The 15,248-nt window shown below is 57.2% G+C and carries 14 protein-coding genes and 1 tRNA gene; 1 reads left to right on the forward strand and 14 read right to left on the reverse strand.

From position 1 onward, the window contains the following. Positions 1–26: 26 nt before the first annotated feature. The 14 genes from Q0X28_RS05140 to argS form a co-directional block, all read right to left on the reverse strand. Entirely contained in the window at positions 27–857 is an 831-nt protein-coding gene (locus tag Q0X28_RS05140; protein WP_296237476.1) for a F0F1 ATP synthase subunit delta, read from the reverse strand. Next, the gene (locus Q0X28_RS05145) at positions 854–1,438 is read right to left on the reverse strand and encodes a F0F1 ATP synthase subunit B (RefSeq protein WP_296237719.1); all 585 of its coding nucleotides are present in this window, start codon (positions 1,436–1,438) and stop codon (positions 854–856) included. The genes Q0X28_RS05140 and Q0X28_RS05145 overlap by 4 nt, the downstream gene beginning before the upstream one ends. 21 nt (positions 1,439–1,459) lie before the next feature. Then, the gene (locus Q0X28_RS05150; RefSeq protein WP_053961522.1) at positions 1,460–1,699 is read right to left on the reverse strand and encodes an ATP synthase F0 subunit C; all 240 of its coding nucleotides are present in this window, start codon (positions 1,697–1,699) and stop codon (positions 1,460–1,462) included. Positions 1,700–1,799: 100 nt separating this feature from the next. Then, entirely contained in the window at positions 1,800–2,582 is a 783-nt protein-coding gene (gene atpB, locus Q0X28_RS05155; protein ID WP_296237477.1) for a F0F1 ATP synthase subunit A, read from the reverse strand. 284 nt (positions 2,583–2,866) lie between these two features. Further along, positions 2,867–3,382 (reverse strand): hypothetical protein, encoded by a 516-nt coding sequence (locus Q0X28_RS05160; RefSeq protein WP_296237478.1) that lies wholly within the window; start codon positions 3,380–3,382, stop codon positions 2,867–2,869. After that, positions 3,375–4,673, reverse strand: a complete 1,299-nt coding sequence (locus Q0X28_RS05165) for a glycosyltransferase family 4 protein (RefSeq protein ID WP_296237479.1) — start codon at positions 4,671–4,673, stop codon at positions 3,375–3,377. Before Q0X28_RS05165 ends, Q0X28_RS05160 begins: the two co-directional genes overlap by 8 nt. Positions 4,674–4,735: 62 nt before the next feature. Then, positions 4,736–5,395 (reverse strand): L-threonylcarbamoyladenylate synthase, encoded by a 660-nt coding sequence (locus Q0X28_RS05170; protein ID WP_296237480.1) that lies wholly within the window; start codon positions 5,393–5,395, stop codon positions 4,736–4,738. Further along, a complete protein-coding gene (gene prmC, locus Q0X28_RS05175) occupies positions 5,376–6,323 on the reverse strand; it encodes a peptide chain release factor N(5)-glutamine methyltransferase (RefSeq protein ID WP_296237481.1) in 948 nt (315 codons plus the stop codon). The genes Q0X28_RS05170 and prmC overlap by 20 nt, the downstream gene beginning before the upstream one ends. A gap of 42 nt (positions 6,324–6,365) precedes the next feature. Next, positions 6,366–7,439 (reverse strand): peptide chain release factor 1, encoded by a 1,074-nt coding sequence (gene prfA / locus Q0X28_RS05180; protein ID WP_296237482.1) that lies wholly within the window; start codon positions 7,437–7,439, stop codon positions 6,366–6,368. 5 nt (positions 7,440–7,444) lie between these two features. Continuing rightward, positions 7,445–9,289 carry a transcription termination factor Rho gene (gene rho / locus Q0X28_RS05185; RefSeq protein ID WP_298577012.1) on the reverse strand — a complete coding sequence of 615 codons (1,845 nt, stop codon included), beginning with the start codon at positions 9,287–9,289 and terminating at the stop codon, positions 7,445–7,447. A gap of 281 nt (positions 9,290–9,570) precedes the next feature. Then, positions 9,571–10,476, reverse strand: a complete 906-nt coding sequence (gene thrB, locus Q0X28_RS05190) for a homoserine kinase (RefSeq protein WP_296237723.1) — start codon at positions 10,474–10,476, stop codon at positions 9,571–9,573. A 77-nt stretch (positions 10,477–10,553) separates the two neighbouring features. Further along, positions 10,554–11,915, reverse strand: coding sequence for a homoserine dehydrogenase (locus tag Q0X28_RS05195; RefSeq protein WP_296237483.1), 1,362 nt, complete (start codon positions 11,913–11,915; stop codon positions 10,554–10,556). Next, the gene (lysA, locus tag Q0X28_RS05200) at positions 11,912–13,327 is read right to left on the reverse strand and encodes a diaminopimelate decarboxylase (protein ID WP_298576949.1); all 1,416 of its coding nucleotides are present in this window, start codon (positions 13,325–13,327) and stop codon (positions 11,912–11,914) included. The genes Q0X28_RS05195 and lysA overlap by 4 nt, the downstream gene beginning before the upstream one ends. After that, the gene (gene argS, locus Q0X28_RS05205) at positions 13,324–14,988 is read right to left on the reverse strand and encodes an arginine--tRNA ligase (protein WP_296237485.1); all 1,665 of its coding nucleotides are present in this window, start codon (positions 14,986–14,988) and stop codon (positions 13,324–13,326) included. Before argS ends, lysA begins: the two co-directional genes overlap by 4 nt. Positions 14,989–15,088: 100 nt before the next feature. On the opposite strand from argS, the gene Q0X28_RS05210 reads away from it, so the two are divergent. Further along, positions 15,089–15,161, forward strand: a tRNA-Arg gene (locus tag Q0X28_RS05210). Positions 15,162–15,248: the final 87 nt, after the last annotated feature.

Consider the following 15,248-nt stretch of genomic DNA (forward strand, 5'->3'; position numbering starts at 1 on the left):
TCCCTGCTCTTCCTAATTGTATTTGTCTAGACCAAGCTGCGCCGGAGCGATTCAAGCTTGCTAGCGAGGCTTCCATTGATAATTTCGTTGCCCACCTTGATGATGACGCCGCCGATGATGTTGCGGTCAACCACCTCATGGATGGACACCTCGATGCCGTAGATGTCGCGAAGCTTTGCCTGGAGGCCTTCACGCTGGGCATCGGTGAGTGCTACAGGAGTAGTCACGTCGGCAACACGCCGACCGGTTTCATGCGCCGCCTGACGCGAGAGAATATCGAGGTCATCAGCGACGAGTCCTTCTTGTGGGCGAGCTACCGCCTGTGAAGCGAGGATCTCGGAAATCGCAGAGACTTTTCCGTACAACATCTGTGCCAGCAGGGCGCGTCGCTCATCTGCAGAAGCCTGCCGATCACCCAAGGCCTGTTCCAATCCGGGATGGGCCTTGATCGTCCGGCTCAATCGGAAAAGTTCCTCTTCTACCTGCGGCAATGAGTTAGAAAGTTCAGCTGCCTGGAGAAGTGCAGAGCGGGCGGTGCGAACGAGTCCGTCACGGAGATCGGCCGGATTGGACCAATCACGTGCAGCAGCTTCCTGGCAGACACGCAATGTTTCGGGCAATACTTTGCCCTCAATGAGGCGCGTCATCAGTGCTTTGCGCTGTTCCGGGCTGGCGGACACGTCTGCTAGTGCAACGCGGGTCGGGCGGTCTGCTTCAACTAGTTCAACAATCGTGAACAGTTCAGCACCCATCTGCTGCCCTACTACTACGGACTGTTCACTCTCGCGAATAAGTTGTTCTGCGAGGGAACGGATGGTAGCAAGGGCATCGCGGCTGGCGGCATACATGACACTCATCGACGGGCAACTCCCGCAGTGTCATTGTCACCGAGGCTGGCGAGGAAAGCATCAATGGTGTCGGCTCGCTTGGCGTCGTCATCCAGCTCTTCGCGAAGGATGAGTTCTGCCAGATTCGTTGCTTGCACACCAATGTCGTTCTTCAGATCGGTGTAAGCCTTCTGACGCTGTGCGTCGAGGGACTGCTGTCCGCTGGCAATGATGCGGTCGGACTCGGCCATGGCCTTGTCCTTCATCTCAGCCACGATCTGTCGTCCCTGTTCACGAGCTTCCTCGCGAATCTGAGTTGCGTCATCGTGAGCTTGTGCCAGCTGTTGGTTGTATTCATCCAACGTTTGCTGCGCCTTGGCCTGCAGCTCTTCAGCCTTGGCCATGCCGCCTTCAATACGATCCCGGCGCTCCTGGAAGACCTTTCCATAGCGCGGGAGGACGAATTTCCACATCAACAGCATGATGACGATGAAACAGACCAGTGACCACACCACGTCATAGTTAGCCGGGAAGAGGGGGCCGAGACTTCCGCCGAGAGGCATGTTCTCGGTGGAGTCTCCTCCTCCGGAGGCAAGGATAAGTGAGGTCATCATTTCGGGTAGTCCCAACGTTTAGAAGAGGAAGCCGGCCACGAGGGCGATCAGGGCGAGGGCTTCGGTAAAGGCGATGCCGAGGAACATGGTGGTACGGAGCTGGCCGGCCATTTCGGGCTGACGGGCCATGGCCTCAACGGTCTTGCCGGCGACGATACCAATGCCCAGGCCGGGGCCGAGGGTAGAGATACCGTAACCGACAGTGCCGAGACCCCGGATGGTGGTTTCTGCGTTGGCGGCAAGCGTCATCAGATCCATTATTTTTCCCTTCTTAGTCCTCCCCACCCATCGTGGGGGAAGCTCAAATGATATACATATGAAGTTGTGGGAGGAGTGAACCTAGTAGCTTTTCTGGCGACTAATGCTCACTGGCGTGTAGTGAAAGATCGATATACACAGCGACCAGCAGGGCAAAGATGTAGGCCTGCAGGAAAATGACCAACAGCTCGAAAAGTGTGAAGAGGATGGCGGCGACCAACGTCACTGCGGACAGAGCGGTCCAACCATTGAGCTGCCAGAAGAAGAAGTTGGTGGCGCCAAAAATGAGTGCCAGGATGAGGTGTCCCGAGAGCATATTGGCCATGAGACGGATGGTCAGGGTAACCGGACGCAGGATGAACGTCGAGATGAACTCAATCGGAACCACAATAAGGTGCATCACCGGGGGCATGTTCGGGATGACAACCGAGGACTTCATGAACTTAAAGAAGCCGTACTTCCGAGATCCTGCGTAGATGAAGGCGATATAGCCGACAATGGCCATCACCAGTGGCATACCAATGCGTGCATTCGGGGAGACGTTGAGGAAAGGAATAACCGAGGGCAGGTTGAGGAAGAAGACAATAACGAAGGTAGTGGTGATAAGCGGAAGGAACCGCTTTCCTTCTTTCTTGCCGAGGATGTCTTCTGCAATGCCGGTGCGAACGAAATCAAGCACCATTTCTGCGGCGTTTTGGAGCTTTCCTGGAACAAGCTTGGGGTTGTGAAAGGCGGCACCGAAGAAGATCGCCACCAGCAGAATCACGAAGAGGCGTACCAGCATGAGTCGGTCGATGGTGAACCACCCACCAGCCACATCATGAAGCCAGATCGGATCAGGGAAGAAATCCCCGAGAGATGGGGCGTCAAATACACCCTTCATGGCCGCTATATCTGAGCTGATCAGTGGTCTCTCCCCTCATGGAATGGAACCGCATGCACACGTGTGGCACCAGTGAACACGACAAGACAACCCTAACAGGCACGGCAGAAAAGACCTATCTGCAAGAGGCGACTATGGCAAGGTTCACTGCGAGCGATTACACATGATTTTGTGTCACTGCACTGCTCTCTTTTTACTAGAAAACGGCAGAAAACGTGATCTACGAGACAACCGTGTTGCCCTTTCGGTGTCCGGCTACTCGCGCATACGTATCGATAGGAATACTAGTCCTCTTTTGACAACGGCGTAACGTAAGTGGCCTGCGTCTTTTTCACACCCACTGTCTCAGCTGCCAAAACAACTACCAGCGCCGCTGCCATCACCGCAACAAATGTGCCGCGATCATAGAACGTCAATCCTTTAATAGCAGCGACGACGACCAACACAATGAGAATCTTCAGCAGCCAACTCCCCATAATGATGGCCATCGTCGTCGCCGGCGGGAGATTACGGGTCAGCAACACCATCACCACTGTGATGAGTTCAAACACACCTGCGATGAGACCCCCGATTACAGCCCCCCAAATACCAGCAGCACCGGCCACGAACCAGCCCACGAGCATACCCAGTACTAACACCACTGCCAGCCCGATGGCACCATTACGCAACGCATTCAGTAACGGAACCGGTTTCTCTTCCCGATACTGAGTCGGCTGCGCGGCTGTGGCCTGCGCCGCATCCGACTGCTGGGGATCCGGTTGACCTGCAGCGGGTGCTGCGTCAGCGGGGGTGTTACTCATTGGTCGGTTCCTCTCGCAGAGTACGCTGGTCATTCCGTGTACGGACACGGTGTGGTAAATGGGGCGCCCGAGACCGGCGGACAGCCGGCTGTGGCCGCACCGTCGCAGAGCGACGGGATAACGAAGGAGATACCTCTTGCCGCACACGTGGGCCGACCCACCGCTGCTGAACGCGTGGCAGATACGTCATAATAGCGACAACAAGTGCCAACAAGATGATGAGCGGGAAGTAGACCTGCCACGGCACCAGCATTGGGGTGACGGCGGCGGTGGTGAGCCACCCGACCCAGAGGTAGATGATCAAAACCGAACGACGCTGCGAATGCCCCACCCGCAAGAGACGATGATGTAAATGCATCTTGTCCGGAGTGAACGGACTTACCCCGGCGCGCGTACGGCGAATCACCGCCATAACGAGGTCCAGTAGCGGAATAAACATCGCTGCTATCACCACCAGCAGTGGCGAGAGCAGAACGACCAAGTCCCCTACTCCATAGGCAGAGAGCGAGATGCGCCCAGAGGCGGAGGTCGATGCAGCAGCCAAGTTAAGGCCGATGAGCATCGACCCAGAATCCCCCATAAAGAGACGCGCTGGTTGGAAGTTATGCGGCAAAAATCCGAGGCACGCACCTGCTAAGACCACTGAAATAATCGCTGGTGGATACGCAGATACTGCGCCCTCTTGCTCTGACAACACGTGCACCGAGAGCACCATAATGGCGAGTGAGGCGATTGTTCCCAACCCCGCCGCCAATCCGTCCAGACCATCCACGAAGTTTACTGCATTGATGATCGTCACCATCAGCAGCACAGTGAAAAAGCCAGCCTGCCACGGGTCCAGAACAAGGTTATTAATTCCGCCGAAAGGAATATAAATCTGCGTCCAGGAGAGCCCCATCACCACCATAATGCTCGCCACCACAATTTGTCCCAGCAACTTAGTGACAGCATCAAGGCCCCAGCGGTCATCGACGATGCCAAGCAAAACGATGAGGCACGACCCCACCATCACAGCCTTCAGATCAGGAACATACTGAAAACCGTTCTGAAGAGCCGGCAGGTTGGAGGCGATGATATAGCCAGCGATAAGACCCAGAAAGATGCCCACACCACCCCACCTGGGAATAGGAATCACATGAACATCACGTTGACGCGGAATAGCCATCGCCCCACCACGAATCGCGATCTTACGTACCAGACCAGTAATGAGAAATGCGACAACGAGCGATGACAACATCACCAGCCCTAACTCTCGCCACGGCACGCCAAGGCCACCAGCGACGCCAAACATTGAAGCGTCAGCCAGAGTCTCTACCAGCGGGGCGGAAATGATGCTCTCTCTTTCTTTCAGCGTTAGGCCGCGGAGCGCAGCAGCACAGTAGCGGGGACTCCCACGACCCGGGCGATATCGTCAGCAGTAATAGCACCCTCTCGAATAATGCGTGGAGGGTCGCATGTAACGTCCACAATAGTGGACGCCGTACCAATATCGGCAGGTCCACCGTCCAGGTAGATGGCAACACTCTCCCCCAGCTGCTCTTCCGCCTGGTCAATAGACGTGGCTGGTGGATGCCCGGTGATGTTAGCCGACGACACCCCCAAGGGACCGGTGCGTCGCAGCAAATCCACCGCTACTGCATTCAGGGGCATCCGAAGCATGACAGACTCTGCCGTCTCCCCCAAGTCCCACTCGACAGACCGCGCCTGCGGAACCACCACACTCAAGCCCCCCGGCCAATACGCCTTCATCAACGTGAGTGCCGCCGCGGGTAACTCTCCTGCGATGTCCTCGGCAGCCTGCCACGATCCAACCAAGACTGGCACCGGCATATCCGGACCCCGATGTTTCGCTGCCAACAGTGCAGCTACTGCGGCTGGAGAAAACGCATCGCAAGCAATCCCATACACAGTATCGGTCGGAGTAACAACCAACTGGCCGGCAGCAAGTGCTGCCGCCGCTGCGGAGAGCGCGGCAGCCCGGTCGTGGCCAGGCTTACAGGTGTAGGTCGTCATCCGACTGTCCTTCCAGGGCATGCTCATCCGGGTGCCAACAGGCCGTCATAAAGCGTGGACGACCCGCCAAATCATAATGATCTCTACAGTCACTATAACCAGCTAGCGATGCCTCATGGCAGAGCGCCTCCCCCGTCATCTCATCATGCTCCATTCCCACCACCGCACCGGGTGAGAGAAGGAATGGCAGGTGGCGAAGGATAAGACGGCTAAGAACCAGCCCATCCTCTCCGGAAAACACCGCGTCTGCAGGATCATTCTCTGCAGTCTCCCGATCAACGGCACTCCCAGCGGGCACATAAGGCGGATTGCACACCATAAGATCGACGCTTTTACTGGGGATACCCCACGTGTCATAGGGCAACGCAGCATCTCCCGCCACAACCTTCACCTGCGGGGCAAGCTCCTCCACATTGCGATGGAGGTACCGCAACGCTCGCATAGAGTACTCCACTGCCCACACCTCGGCAGTAGGGAATGCACGTGCCAAGGCGAGAGCAAGAACTCCGGAACCCGCACACACGTCGAGGATTCGTAACGGCCGGAGCTCCCCGCCCCCCATCTCTACCGAGACAGTTCTCCCCGGGAAGTGCTGCACTTTACGCAGCGTATCGATAGCCCATTGAGCTAGCAGTTCGGTTTCGGGTCGGGGAATAAACACCCCCTCCCCTACTACAACCGAAAAATCGCAGAACGGGGCCTCTCCGAGGATGTGTTGAAGAGGCTCTCGGGACATACGACGCACTATCCAAGTGCGGAGTGTCTCACCTTGTATGTCGTCTACAATAGTGCCACTGTGCAGGATGAGCTGGGATGGTTCGCACGGAATCACGGCTGCTACTAAGAGACGCGCCTCAGCAGTAGGTGATGCCACCCCTGCTTCCGACAGACGGTCAGAGACCCAGCGCAACAAGGTGCGTACTGACATATCAGTAGGGGGCACAAGTTGCGATGCGTTACTCACCAGGTATTACTCCGCTTCAAGACGGGCTTTACGATCCGCCTCTACCAGCGCATCAATGAGGTCTCCCATATCCCCATCGAGCACCTGGTCAAGGTTGTGGGCCTTATATCCAATACGGTGGTCCGTAATACGGTTTTCCGGGAAATTGTAGGTACGGATGCGTTCCGAGCGATCCACAGTACGCACCTGATCAGTGCGCCCGGAGGCGGACTCAGCAGCCGCTTCCTCTTCCCGAATAGCCTGCAAACGTGCTTTCAAGACCTGCATCGCACGGATCTTGTTCTGCAGCTGAGAACGCTCATTCTGACAGGTGACGATCAGCCCCGTGGGCAGGTAGGTGATACGCACCGCCGAGTCGGTGGTGTTAACGCCCTGGCCACCCTTGCCGGAAGAACGGTAGACATCGATGCGGATATCCTTCTCATCGATCTCGATTTCTTCCACTTCCTCGGGTTCGGGGAAAACGAAGACACCTGCTGCGGAAGTATGAATGCGTCCCTGCGATTCTGTGACAGGCACGCGCTGTACACGATGAACGCCACCTTCAAACTTCATCTTGGACCAGACCCCATCGCGGGTGGGCTCTCGGGTCTTTACCGACATGGAGATGTCCTTGTATCCACCCATATCGGATTCGGTGGCGTCGAGCACTTCCACACGCCAGCCGAGCTTGTCAAAGTACTTGGTGTACATACGCGCGAGATCAGCCGCAAACAGTGCGGATTCTTCCCCACCTTCGCCGGACTTCACCTCCAGCACAATATCGTCACCATCATGCGGGTCACGGGGCGCCAACAGATCTGTGAGCTGTTCTTCTAAGCTGGCGACAACCGGCTCCAACCGAGCCACCTCTTCCTTGAAAGAAGCATCTTCGTCAGCCAGTTCGCGGGCAGCTTCCATGTCATCTTGCGCCTGCTGGAGATCGCGGTAGCACTTGACCACCGGACCGAGCTCGGCGAAGCGCTTAGCAACACGACGGGCAGCAGCCTGGTCGTTATGCAGCTCCGGATCGGCGAGTTGGGCCTCGAGACCGGCATACTCTGACAGGACGTCATCTACTGCAGAAACTGCGGTAGCCACAGCTCTTAGTCCTCCTCGTCCATATTGGGGGTGGTCTTCGCGATCTGCATGAGGAATTCTCGGTTGTTCTTGGTCTTCTTGAGTTGCTTGATGACAAGCTCAATAGCAGGAATCGGCTCGAGACCGGAAAGCACCCGGCGGAACTTGTGGACAATCTGGTATTCTTCAGCGCCCAGTAACAGCTCATCCTTGCGAGTGCCAGAGGGGTTGAGATCGATCGCTGGGAAGACACGCCGCTCTGCGATGCGACGATCGAGCTTCAGCTCTGCATTACCCGTGCCCTTGAACTCTTCAAAGATGACGGTATCGCCGGCGGAGCCAGTCTCAACCATGGCGGTCGCGATAATCGTGAGCGAACCCCCATTTTCGATGTTGCGGGCAGCACCGAGGAAGCGCTTCGGCGGGTAGAGCGCGGTGGAGTCGACGCCGCCAGATAGGATGCGACCCGATGCGGGGGAACTGTTGTTGTAAGCGCGCCCCAAGCGGGTGATGGAATCCAGCAACACAACAACGTCCATACCTTGTTCCACCAGTCGCTTGGCCCGCTCGATAGCAAGTTCGGACACTGTTGTGTGGTTGGAAGGCGGGCAGTCGAAGGTGGAAGCAATAACTTCGCCCTTCACACTGCGCTGCATGTCCGTCACTTCTTCTGGGCGCTCATCGACCAGTACCACCATGAGATGGCATTCGGGGTAGTTGGTGGTGATTGCATTGGCGATAGCCTGTAGCACGGTAGTCTTACCGGCTTTCGGAGGGGACACGATAAGAGCGCGCTGACCTTTACCGATCGGCATGATGAGGTCAATGAGACGAGTGGTGATGTTCTCCTTGGTAGTTTCCAGGCGCAGCCGCTGGTTGGGGTACAGCGGGGTTAGCTTGGCAAACTCGGGACGCTGAGCGGCCAGCTCCGGAGTCAATCCGTTGACGGAGTCGATCCGCACCAAAGGGTTAAACTTCTGCCGATTATTGTGGTTCGGGTTGCCACCTTCGCGCGGCATCCGCACCGCTCCCACGATAGCGTCACCACGGCGCAGGCCAGCCTTACGCACCATATTCATTGACACGTAAACATCATGCGGGCCAGCGGAATAACCGGAGGTGCGGACAAACGCATAATTGTCGAGAATGTCGAGAATACCTGCGACGGGCTGCAGCACATCGCCTTCTCGAATCTCAGTATCACGGTCATCCCGGTTTCGGTTGTTGTTGCGATTATTGTTGCGATCGCGACGATTGTTGCGATCACGACGGTTTCGGTTGCGGTTGTTGTTACCGTCCTGGGTACCGTCGTTCTTGTCGTATGAGTTATCTCTTGCGCCATTCGCACCCGCATTACCGCCCTTAGGACTGTTGGCGCCACCGTTCTTCACAGAATTACGGTTCGAGTTTCCCTCCGCATTGGCGTTATTACCGCCATTAGCATTCCCGCCAGCGTTTCCGTTGTTACTGCGGTTGTTGCGATTACGGCGGCGCCGAGAACGATTATCGTTACCGTCGTTATCAGTGCTGTCCTTCTTTGCTTGCCCCTGCTGGTCGTTCTTCTGTTCTGAGGCGCCAGACTTCTTTTCTCCGTCGGCTGCAGCTTCGCCCTTGTCTACGGTATTGCCAGTGGACGCAGCCACACCATTCTGCGCTGCAGGCTGAGAGTCTTTGTTTCCTTGCTCCTTGTCGTTGGCATTGCGCTGCTGAGCTTGGATAGCTTCGATGAGGTCACCTTTGCGCATTCCAGAGGTACGCTTGATGCCCATTTCGGTAGCCATTTTCCGGAGCTCGGGGATGACCATCGAGGAGAGTCCTTCGCCTTTACCGCGGCGGGAGCGGGTGGGTTCTGCCGATGCAGCATTATCCATAGTGTCCGTACTAGTCACGGATGTCCTTTCATCCCTATACAGGAGTGCATAGGAGGCTTCATATGATTCTCCCTCACAGCATGTACCTCTGAGAGGAGTACGAAAGCTGTTCAGAAACGGGGAATGTCCGTCAGATTCCACACAGAGGCAATGACCGTCAGTAACGTTCTGTGACTGGTAGTGACCACGTCATGCCTACGTTACACGCCCTAACTGGTGGCGGGACACTTCCAGAATAGCTTCACAAACGGCAGCTAAGCAAGAATGACATGACCATGCGGTTAATAAACTCGCTGAACACCCTCGCAGATATCGAGGTGTAGAACACGCAATCCGTCTTCTTCGGCTTCTCGCTGTAGGTCTGCCGGGAAGTCATCTACATGGAGGCACAAGGCGGTTGGACCGGCACCAGACACCATGGCAGCCAACTCACGATCACGCAGACTGCGGATCCACCGCGTGGTGATGGGCAGCGCAGCAGCCCGCTGACGTTGATGGAGACGGTCGTCAGAGGCATCAAAGAGCAGGTCGGGGCGTTTCGTCATGGCTAACATCATCATTGCTGCACGCGAAACGTTAAAGACGGCATCCTGATGCGGCACCATGGAGGGGAGCACTGCGCGAGTCTCCTCCGTGGATGAGCGGGAGTATGGGACGAGCACGGTGGCCCGAATATCCGGGTGCACATCGAGCCGAATAGCGTGGTAAGACGAGTTAGCAAAGCCCGGTTGATCTGCCCAGGACACCACCATCCCGCCAAGCACTGCCGCGGAGGAATTATCAGGGTGGCCTTCAAACTCTGAGGAGATCTGTACCATCCGTTTGAGTTCGAAGGGGCGATCGCAGAGCGCGTCGGCCAGTGCGACGCCACCGACTGCGGCAGCTGCTGAGGAACCTAATCCGCGTGACTCTGGAACGCGATTGTGGCAGACCAGCCGTAATCCGGGCACGTCATACCCGTTAGCTTCCATGCCAGCACGGAACGCGCGGTAAACGAGGTGTCCTTCGTCGAGAGGCACCTCTCCTGTTCCTTCGCCAGTGACCTCGATAACGAGACCAGATGCGATTACTTCGCAGGAGACATCATCCCAAATTCCTAGTGCCAGACCGAGGGTGTCGAAACCGGGGCCCAGATTCGCGCTAGAGGCGGGTACGCGAATTGCGGCCTTTGCGCCAACCGGAAGCATACGTGCTTCGGCCATCCCATCTTTCACGATGAGTCTCCTTTAATGAGTGGTAGTCCTGCCGCTCCGTGGCGAGCGGCTTAGTTCTCCTGGCCTTCCATACGGAGCACCGAGGTCACTTTGACAACGCTGTCGGAGTGACCAAGAGATTCCACACAGGCAGCGAGGTTAGCTTCGCTAGCACGGTGGGTGACCACAACCAGGCGGGCAAACTTACCATCGGGATCAATGTTGGTGCCGTTTTCATTCTCCACTTCATCATCTTGATGGACGGTGGCAATGGAGACATCATGGTTGGCGAACACTTCAGCGACCTTGGACAAGGTGCCTTTTTCGTCCACCACATGCATGTTGACAAGGTAGCGGGTCTGTACGTCGCCGAATTCAGCAATAGGCAGGTTGGCATAGGTGTTATCTCCCGGAGCACGTCCCCCATGCACAACGTTACGGGAAGCGGCGACGAGGTCACCCAGTACTGCAGAAGCAGTAGGCGCTCCACCTGCACCGGGCCCATAGAACATGATCTGTCCGGCGGATTCGGCCTCCAGGAACACCGCGTTGAAGGCACCATTAACGGTGGCCAGCTGGTGGGTGAGCGGAACGAGGGCCGGGTAGACGCGGGCGGAAACGGACTGCGAACCATCCTCGGAGATAATGCGCTCGCACACTGCCAGCAGTTTGATCGTGCAGTTGAGCTTGTGAGCGGACTTAATGTCCTGCTGAGTAATCTTGGTGATACCTTCGCGGTAAACATCATTGGCCGTCACCCGAGAGTGGAAGGCCAGAGTCGAGAGAATGGCAGCCTTCGAGGCAGCGTCGAAACCTTCTACGTCAGCGGTCGGGTCGGCTTCGGCGTAGCCCAGTCGACCGGCTTCTGCGAGGGTGTCAGCGTAGTCGGCACCGGTTTCGTCCATCGCAGAGAGGATGAAGTTTGTAGTGCCGTTGACGATACCCATGACGCGCTGGATCTCGTCCCCCGCCATCGACCGCTTGAGGGGGCCAATGATCGGGATAGCCCCGGCGACGGCAGCTTCGAAGTATAGGTCTACCTGGGACTCATCGGCTGCCGCTGCGAGCTCTGCAGCGTGAGCTGCAACCAGCGCCTTATTGGCGGTAACGACGGACTTACCCTGCTTGAGAGCAGAGAGCAAGAGCTGACGGGAACCCTCAATGCCGCCGATAACTTCGACAACAACATCAACGTCGGGACGATCAACGAGTGCCTGGGCATCGTCGGTGATGAGGCTGGGATCGACACCACGATCACGAGCCGTGTCACGGACAGCAATACCGCGAATAACGACGGGAGCCCCGATCCGGTGGGTAAAGGAATCACCGTGCTCGTTGAGAAGACGAACTACTTCAGTGCCCACCGTTCCCATACCGAGAATGGCAACGCCAACCTCGGACTGACGGAGTTCGGTGTGAGCTTCGCGGGTCATGAAACCTCCAGGCTAAGCAGGTCGTCGAGCGTTTCTCGACGAAGAATGAGTCGGGCCTTGCCGTCGCGCACAGCGACGACGGCAGGTCGGGTCAACATGTTGTAGCGGCTGGCCATGGCGTAGCAGTATGCGCCGGTGGCCGCTACACCAAGAATATCGTCTGGACGGATATCCGCGGGCTGCCACGTGTCACGGACGACAACATCACCACTTTCGCAGTGCTTGCCCACAACTCGGCACAGTGCGGGTTCTGCGTCAGTGGTGCGATTGACGAGCCGACAATCGTATTCGGCATCGTAGAGGGCGGTACGAATATTGTCACTCATACCTCCGTCCACTGCCACATAATGGCGGGTGACACCAGAGGGCAGCACCACGTCTTTCAGAGTACCAACGGTGTAGAGAGTCACCATGGATGGGCCGGCGATGGACCGTCCCGGCTCCACCATCAGCTGCGGGGTGGGGATTCCAGCAGCAGCAGCTTCCTTATCCACGATGGCGTGCAGATCTGCGGCAATATCGGAGATAGCCGGCGGATCATCCGACTCGAGGTAAGCAATACCGAATCCACCACCGAGGTCGACAATGGAGAGGCCTTCTGTTGCTTCCGGACCGTACTCGTCAACGATAGCTGCAAAGAACTTAATGATACGATGCGCTGCCATTTCGAAGCCGGCAACGTCGAAGATCTGGGAGCCGATATGACTGTGCAGACCATTAAGGATGAGATTGTCAGCTTCGATGACCCGACGCACTGCCTCCGCAGCCTGGCCGCTGGCGAGGGAGAAACCGAACTTCTGGTCCTCGTGGGCAGTGGCGATGAAGTCATGCGTGTGCGCCTCCACCCCACAGGTGACGCGGACGAAAACGTTTTGGCGTTTCCCCAGCTTGCCTGCCACTGCGTTGAGCCGGTCGATCTCGTAGAGGGAGTCCACCACAACGTGCTCAACACCAAGCTCAACAGCTTGACGGAGCTCATCGACGGACTTGTTATTTCCGTGCAGGGTCATGCGGCTGGCGGGGAATCCGGCGGCGAGAGCGACACCCATCTCATAACCCGAGGCGACATCCATGCAGAGTCCAGCCTCGTTGATCCAGCGGGCGACCTCCCCGCAGAGGAAAGCCTTGGCGGCATAGTGCACGTTGTGGGCACCGCCGAAGGATTCTGCCATGGCGGCTACACGGGTGCGGAAGTCTTCTTCGTCCAGGACGAAGAGGGGGGTGCCGTACTCGGCTACCAGGTCTGTGACGGCGAGGCCTCCAATGGTGACGACACCGTCGGCGTTGCGTTCAGTGGTCTTGGGCCAGACGACAGCCGGCAGAGCATTCATGTCAGCGGGAGGCTTACGCACTCCCATGAGATCTGCGACTTCGTGAGTTTCGTGGCGGGATCCTGCGGGGTTGACGGTCACATGCGCTCCGGTGCGGTAACGCCGAGGAGCTGCAGGCCATTGTCGAGAGTTTGACGGGTTGCAGCACACAGGGCTAGGCGGGCTGAGTGAAGGGTGGCGTCTTCATCGTTATCGACGATCTCTGCTTTGGGGAGAACCTGGCATGAGTCGTAGAACCGGTGGTAGGAGGCAGCGAGGCCTTCCAGGTAACGGGCGACTCGGTGGGGTTCCCGCAGTTCCGCAGCACTTGCGACAACGGAGGGGAATTCGCCGAGGGTACGAATAAGGTCGCCTTCGCGCTCGTGGGTGAGGAGCGCAAGGTCGGCGGCGTCACGGGTGACGCCAAGCTCATCAGCTTTACGCTGCAGAGAGCACAGGCGAGCGTGTGCATACTGCACGTAGAAAACCGGGTTGTCATTGGACTTGGAGGCCCAGAGTTCCAGGTCAATATCCAAGCCTGTGTCCACCGAAGAGCGGATCATGGAGTAACGGGCGGCGTCTACGCCGATCGCTTCGACCAGGTCATCGAGAGTGATGACAGTGCCGGCACGCTTTGACATTTTGACGGCCTTACCGTCACGAACCAGGTTCACCATCTGTCCGATAAGAACCTCTACCCCATCAGGGTCGTAACCGAGCGCCTGGGCAGCTGCCTTTAGACGGGCAATGTAGCCGTGGTGGTCTGCCCCCAGCATGTAGATGCAGAGGTCATGACCACGGTCGAATTTGTTCTTCACATAAGCGATATCGCCGGCAATGTAGGCGGCATTCCCGTCAGATTTGATGACGACGCGATCCTTGTCATCACCGAAATCGGACGATCGTAGCCACCAGGCACCATCAGCAAAATAGAGATTTCCAGACTCTTTGAGGATGCCGATTGCGGCATCGACGGAGCCATCGTCGAAAAGCGAGTTTTCGTGGAAGTACACGTCGAAGTCGGTGCCGAATTCGTGGAGGGTGCGCTTGATGTGCGCAAACATCATCTCCACACCTTGGCTGCGGAAGATCTCCTGGCGTTCTTCCGCGGGGAGGTCGCAGACACCGGGGTTGTTGGCAACGATAGTGCCGGCGATGTCGTCAATGTAGGCGCCTGCATAGCCGTCTTCGGGGGTGGACTGGTGCAGGGCGGCTGCAACGAGGGAGCGAGCGAAACGATCGATCTGCGTGCCGTGGTCATTGAAGTAGTACTCGCGCGTGACCTGCGCACCTTCTGCCTCCATGATGCGTCCCAAAGCATCACCGACGGCAGCCCAGCGCGTTCCACCGAGGTGAATGGGGCCGGTGGGGTTCGCGGACACAAATTCGAGGTTGATGCGTTTCCCAGCGAAACTGTCTCCCCTACCGAAGTCTGCTCCAGCGGAAAGAATGGTGTTGACGAGTTCACCCTGAGCATCGGCAGCGAGGCGGATGTTAACGAAACCAGGGCCGGCTACCGCCGCTTCCGCGATGGCAGTGGAGGTGGACAGCTGGGCGGCTAGATCAACAGCAAGCTGACGCGGGTTAGTGCCGAGTTTTTTGGCGCTTTGCAGAGCAATGGTGGTGGCGTAGTCGCCGTTTTCAGGGTTGCGGGGACGCTCCACTGTTACCTCTGCGGGGAGGAGGGTGGAGTCGAGGCTCTGTTCTTTAGCGACCTGCTGCAAGGCAGCAAGGACAACTTTTCCTAGTTCTGCGGGCGTCACAATTGAATATTCTACGTGGTGAAGGCACTAAAGTGTTACCCGTCCAGGTTGAATGCTTTAGTAGTAGAGCGGACTGACTGGTACACTCTTATTTCGTTACGCCTCCGTAGCTCAGGGGATAGAGCATTGGTTTCCGGTACCAAAGGTCGCACGTTCGATTCGTGTCGGGGGCACTAAGGCAAAGGCCCACTGTTAAGGTGGGCCTTGTTGCATTTATTTTGCTAGGTAGGATGCACTGTTCCAGGCGTATGGAACAGCCT

The sequence above is a fragment of the uncultured Lawsonella sp. genome, from assembly GCF_947252745.1.
Taxonomy (GTDB): domain Bacteria; phylum Actinomycetota; class Actinomycetes; order Mycobacteriales; family Mycobacteriaceae; genus Lawsonella.

What these genes read in the sequence shown, in the direction of transcription:
- Q0X28_RS05140 (WP_296237476.1), bottom strand. Translation starts at nt 857, where the DNA reads ATGAGTGTCATGTATGCCGCCAGCCGCGATGCCCTTGCTACCATCCGT.
- Q0X28_RS05145 (WP_296237719.1), bottom strand. Translation starts at nt 1,438, where the DNA reads ATGACCTCACTTATCCTTGCCTCCGGAGGAGGAGACTCCACCGAGAAC.
- Q0X28_RS05150 (WP_053961522.1), bottom strand. Translation starts at nt 1,699, where the DNA reads ATGGATCTGATGACGCTTGCCGCCAACGCAGAAACCACCATCCGGGGT.
- atpB (WP_296237477.1), bottom strand. Translation starts at nt 2,582, where the DNA reads ATGAAGGGTGTATTTGACGCCCCATCTCTCGGGGATTTCTTCCCTGAT.
- Q0X28_RS05160 (WP_296237478.1), bottom strand. Translation starts at nt 3,382, where the DNA reads ATGAGTAACACCCCCGCTGACGCAGCACCCGCTGCAGGTCAACCGGAT.
- Q0X28_RS05165 (WP_296237479.1), bottom strand. Translation starts at nt 4,673, where the DNA reads ATGTTTGGCGTCGCTGGTGGCCTTGGCGTGCCGTGGCGAGAGTTAGGG.
- Q0X28_RS05170 (WP_296237480.1), bottom strand. Translation starts at nt 5,395, where the DNA reads ATGACGACCTACACCTGTAAGCCTGGCCACGACCGGGCTGCCGCGCTC.
- prmC (WP_296237481.1), bottom strand. Translation starts at nt 6,323, where the DNA reads ATGTCAGTACGCACCTTGTTGCGCTGGGTCTCTGACCGTCTGTCGGAA.
- rho (WP_298577012.1), bottom strand. Translation starts at nt 9,289, where the DNA reads ATGGATAATGCTGCATCGGCAGAACCCACCCGCTCCCGCCGCGGTAAA.
- thrB (WP_296237723.1), bottom strand. Translation starts at nt 10,476, where the DNA reads ATGCTTCCGGTTGGCGCAAAGGCCGCAATTCGCGTACCCGCCTCTAGC.
- Q0X28_RS05195 (WP_296237483.1), bottom strand. Translation starts at nt 11,915, where the DNA reads ATGACCCGCGAAGCTCACACCGAACTCCGTCAGTCCGAGGTTGGCGTT.